Below are 4,182 nucleotides of genomic sequence, written 5' to 3' on the forward strand. Positions count from 1 at the left end.
TGAACTCTAATTCGCAACTCACACTTCTTTTAGTCGGCGATCCCGACGCCATCACGCCATTACTCGCCAAAGCTGACTTCGAACAACGTTCGCGTCTGCAGATTATTCCTGCGCAGTCAGTTATTGCCAGTGATGCGCGACCCGCACAGGCTATCCGCAGCAGTCGCGGAAGCTCAATGCGCGTGGCGCTGGAGCTTGTGAAAGAAGGGCGGGCGCAAGCCTGCGTCAGCGCTGGCAACACCGGCGCGCTGATGGGTCTGGCGAAACTGCTGCTCAAACCGATCGAAGGTATTGAGCGGCCGGCGCTGGTGACGGTTTTACCGCACCAGCAGAAGGGCAAAACCGTGGTGCTGGATCTCGGCGCCAACGTCGATTGCGACAGCACGATGCTGGTGCAGTTCGCGGTAATGGGCGCGGTGCTGGCGGAAGAAGTGGTCGGCATTGCCAACCCCCGCGTCGCTTTGTTGAATATCGGCGAAGAAGAGATGAAAGGCCTCGGCAGCATCCGCGATGCTGCCGCAGTGCTCAAAACGCTGCCTTCCCTCAACTACATCGGCTATCTTGAAGCCAATGAACTGTTGACCGGAAAAACCGATGTGCTGGTTTGTGATGGATTCACGGGCAACGTCACATTAAAAACCATGGAAGGTGTTGTCAGAATGTTCCTTTCACTGCTGAAATCTCAGGGAGAGGGCAAAAAACGGTCGTGGTGGCTGCTGTTACTAAAACGTTGGTTACAAAAAAGCCTGGCGAGGCGATTCAGTCACCTCAACCCCGACCAGTATAATGGCGCCTGTCTGTTAGGATTGCGCGGTTCCGTGATCAAGAGTCATGGTGCTGCCAATCAACGCGCCTTTAGCGTCGCGATAGAGCAGGCAGTGCAGGCGGTGCAGCGGCAGATCCCTCAGCGGATCGCCGCGCGCCTGGAATCTTTATACCCAGCTGGTTTCGAGCTGCCGGAAAGCGACAGTGACGTGAACGCCCGACAGCAAAGCGGGACGAATGGCCACGATTGACGCCGCGGCGGTTGAACGAGGCGGGTATATCACCCAAGAGTGACTGAGCGTACATGTATACGAAGATTATTGGTACCGGCAGCTATCTGCCCGAGCAAGTGCGTACAAACGCCGACCTGGAAAAAATGGTAGAAACCTCTGACGAGTGGATTGTCACCCGCACAGGTATCCGTGAGCGTCGTATTGCCGCAGCGCATGAAACAGTTGCTACGATGGGCTTTGAAGCCGCAAAGCAGGCGCTGGCGATGGCGGGCGTGTCCGCGGAGCAAATTGGTCTGATTATCGTTGCGACCACTTCCGGCACGCACGCGTTTCCGAGTTCTGCATGCCAGATCCAGTCAATGCTGGGCGTTAAGGGTTGCCCGGCGTTTGATGTCGCCGCCGCCTGCGCCGGTTTCACCTATGCGCTAAGCGTCGCCGATCAGTATGTGAAGAACGGCGCGGTAGATTATGCGCTGGTTGTTGGCGCCGATGTGCTGGCGCGCACCTGCGATCCGGCGGATCGCGGAACGATTATTATTTTCGGAGACGGCGCCGGCGCGGTTGTACTGGGCGCCTCCGAAGAGCCGGGCATTATCTCGACGCATCTGCATGCCGACGGCAGCTATGGCGAACTGCTGACCCTGCCGAACGCCGATCGTGTCGATCCGGAAAACCCGATCTATCTGACGATGGCCGGCAACGAAGTCTTCAAAGTGGCGGTCACCGAGCTGGCGCACATCGTTGATGAAACGCTGGCAGCGAATAATCTTGAACGTTCAGCGCTGGACTGGCTGGTGCCGCATCAGGCTAACCTGCGTATTATCAGCGCGACGGCGAAGAAACTGGGTATGTCGATGGATAACGTCGTTGTGACCCTCGACCGCCATGGCAACACCTCCGCGGCGTCAGTCCCTTGCGCGTTGGATGAGGCCGTCCGCGATGGCCGTATTCAGCGCGGTCAGCTGATTTTGCTGGAAGCCTTTGGTGGCGGTTTCACCTGGGGTTCCGCGCTGGTTCGTTTTTAGTATAAGGATTTAAACATGACGCAATTCGCATTTGTGTTCCCGGGGCAGGGCTCTCAGGCCGTAGGCATGCTGGCCGAAATGGCTGCCGCCTGGCCGGTCATTGAAGAGACCTTCGGTGAAGCTTCCGCAGCGTTGGGTTACGATCTGTGGGCGCTGACGCAACAGGGCCCGGCAGAAGAACTGAATAAGACCTGGCAGACTCAACCGGCGCTGCTCGCCGCCTCCGTGGCGCTGTACCGCGTCTGGCAACAGCAGGGCGGCAAAGCGCCAGCGCTGCTGGCGGGTCACAGCCTCGGCGAATACTCCGCGCTGGTATGCGCGGGCGTTATCGGTTTCGCTGATGCCGTTCGCCTGGTTGAGCTGCGTGGTAAATTCATGCAGGAAGCCGTACCGGAAGGTACCGGCGCCATGTCCGCGATTATCGGTCTGGACGACGCCGCTATCGCCAAAGCCTGTGAAGAGTCTGCCGAAGGGCAGGTGGTCTCTCCGGTGAACTACAATTCTCCGGGCCAGGTGGTTATCGCCGGGCACAAAGAGGCCGTTGAACGTGCGGGCGCCGCCTGTAAAGCCGCCGGTGCCAAACGCGCGCTGCCGCTGCCGGTGAGCGTGCCGTCCCACTGCGCGCTGATGAAGCCAGCCGCAGAAAAACTGGCGGTAGAGCTGCAGAAGATCACCTTCAACGCGCCGACGATTCCGGTGGTGAATAACGTCGACGTGAAGTGCGAAACCGCGCCGGACGCCATTCGCGACGCGCTGGTGCGCCAGCTGTACAGCCCGGTGCAGTGGACCAAAACCGTTGAGTTTATGGCTACCGAGGGCGTATCGCACCTGTATGAGGTTGGCCCGGGTAAAGTCCTCACCGGCCTGACCAAACGTATTGTTGACACCCTGACCGCTTCCGCGCTTAACGAGCCGGCGGCGATGTCTGCGGCGCTTGAGCAATAAAAGAGGAAAACCATGAGTTTTGAAGGAAAAATCGCGCTGGTTACCGGTGCAAGCCGCGGTATTGGCCGTGCTATCGCTGAAACGCTCGTCGCCCGTGGCGCGAAAGTTATCGGTACTGCGACCAGCGAAAGCGGCGCGCAGGCGATCAGCGACTATTTAGGCGCCAATGGTAAAGGTCTGATGTTGAATGTGACCGACCCGGCATCTATTGAATCTGTTCTGGAAAATGTGCGCGCAGAGTTTGGCGAAGTGGATATCCTGGTGAATAATGCCGGGATCACTCGCGACAATCTGTTAATGCGCATGAAAGATGACGAGTGGAACGATATTATCGAAACCAACCTGTCATCGGTTTTCCGTCTGTCAAAAGCGGTAATGCGCGCTATGATGAAAAAGCGTCATGGACGTATTATCACTATCGGTTCTGTGGTTGGTACCATGGGAAATGCCGGTCAGGCCAACTACGCCGCGGCGAAAGCGGGTCTGATCGGCTTCAGTAAATCACTGGCGCGTGAAGTTGCGTCCCGCGGTATTACTGTAAACGTTGTTGCTCCGGGCTTTATTGAAACGGACATGACGCGTGCGCTGACCGATGAGCAGCGTGCGGGTACGCTGGCGGCAGTTCCTGCGGGGCGCCTTGGCACCCCAAATGAAATCGCCAGCGCGGTTGCATTTTTAGCCTCTGACGAAGCAAGTTACATCACTGGTGAAACGCTGCACGTCAACGGCGGAATGTACATGGTCTGACCGAGATTTGTGCAAAATGTTCAGGAACCGCGCACTTCGCACGGTTCTCTGTGCGGTTTTGTGCGAAAAGATTTGCGTTCTTAGGGCAAACGGCCTCAAAATAGCGCAAAATCGTGGTAAGACCTGCCGGGATTTAGTTGCAAATTTTTCAACATTTTATACACTACGAAAACCATCGCGAAAGCGAGTTTTGATAGGAAATTTAAGAGTATGAGCACTATCGAAGAACGCGTTAAGAAAATTATCGGCGAGCAGCTGGGCGTTAAGCAGGAAGAAGTTACCAACAATGCTTCCTTCGTTGAAGACCTGGGCGCTGATTCTCTTGACACCGTTGAGCTGGTAATGGCTCTGGAAGAAGAGTTTGATACTGAGATTCCGGACGAAGAAGCTGAGAAAATCACCACCGTTCAGGCTGCCATTGATTACATCAACGGCCACCAGGCGTAAGTGAACATCTCCAGGGGGGG

General features: G+C 56.6%; 5 protein-coding genes. All 5 read left to right on the plus strand.

Annotation, left to right across the window (positions count from 1 at the left end):
- Nucleotides 1-1,016 (plus strand): phosphate acyltransferase PlsX (gene plsX / locus HMPREF9538_RS21500; RefSeq protein WP_009484276.1); only part of this gene is annotated, 1,016 nt, incomplete at its 5' end.
- A gap of 53 nt (nt 1,017-1,069) precedes the next feature.
- The gene (locus tag HMPREF9538_RS21495; RefSeq protein ID WP_002899288.1) at nt 1,070-2,023 is read left to right on the plus strand and encodes a beta-ketoacyl-ACP synthase III; all 954 of its coding nucleotides are present in this window, start codon (nt 1,070-1,072) and stop codon (nt 2,021-2,023) included.
- A gap of 15 nt (nt 2,024-2,038) precedes the next feature.
- Nucleotides 2,039-2,968 (plus strand): ACP S-malonyltransferase, encoded by a 930-nt coding sequence (fabD, locus tag HMPREF9538_RS21490; RefSeq protein WP_009308402.1) that lies wholly within the window; start codon nt 2,039-2,041, stop codon nt 2,966-2,968.
- A 12-nt stretch (nt 2,969-2,980) separates the two neighbouring features.
- The gene (gene fabG, locus HMPREF9538_RS21485) at nt 2,981-3,715 is read left to right on the plus strand and encodes a 3-oxoacyl-ACP reductase FabG (protein WP_002899294.1); all 735 of its coding nucleotides are present in this window, start codon (nt 2,981-2,983) and stop codon (nt 3,713-3,715) included.
- A 210-nt stretch (nt 3,716-3,925) separates the two neighbouring features.
- Entirely contained in the window at nt 3,926-4,162 is a 237-nt protein-coding gene (acpP, locus tag HMPREF9538_RS21480) for an acyl carrier protein (protein ID WP_000103754.1), read from the plus strand.
- Nucleotides 4,163-4,182: the final 20 nt, after the last annotated feature.

This window comes from Klebsiella sp. MS 92-3 (assembly GCF_000195655.1).
In the GTDB taxonomy this organism is placed as follows: Bacteria; Pseudomonadota; Gammaproteobacteria; order Enterobacterales; family Enterobacteriaceae; genus Klebsiella; species Klebsiella pneumoniae.